Origin of the sequence: Salmonella sp. SAL4457, from assembly GCF_046548235.1 — a bacterium.
Taxonomy (GTDB): Bacteria; Pseudomonadota; Gammaproteobacteria; order Enterobacterales; family Enterobacteriaceae; genus Salmonella; species Salmonella enterica.
This window is the reverse complement of record NZ_JBGDZO010000264.1, coordinates 1-307: the sequence shown is the minus strand read 5'-3', so window position 1 is coordinate 307 and position 307 is coordinate 1. Positions and strand designations below refer to the sequence as shown.

The following is a 307-nucleotide window of genomic DNA, read 5'->3' as shown; positions in this document are numbered from 1 at the left end:
GCCTGTACCTCGATGCGCACGGTGCCGACGCCTGGCGGCGCAAGGACTTCTGGTCGGTGCTCGAACCGCAGGACGGCCAGGCCGCACTGATGGCGCGGATGCTCGAGCTTGGCCACAGCCAGCCGTTGCAGCCGAATGCGAAGATCCCCGAAGGCCTGGACATTTCGATCAACCGCGCCAACCAGTGCCCGACGCCGGCCAGCATCGATGCGTTCATCCGCAAGAACCCAGGTTCCGGCATGCCTTTCGCGGTGGCCGGGCTGAGCGACGACGAATACGCCACTTTGCAGAAGTGGCTGGCCGCGGG

General features: G+C 66.4%; 1 protein-coding gene. It reads left to right on the top strand.

Going from position 1 to position 307, the window contains the following annotated elements; all coding sequences use genetic code 11:
• On the top strand, window positions 1-307 hold a 307-nt coding region (locus ACLJNW_RS24200; protein ID WP_410961218.1), incomplete at both ends, for a fatty acid cis/trans isomerase.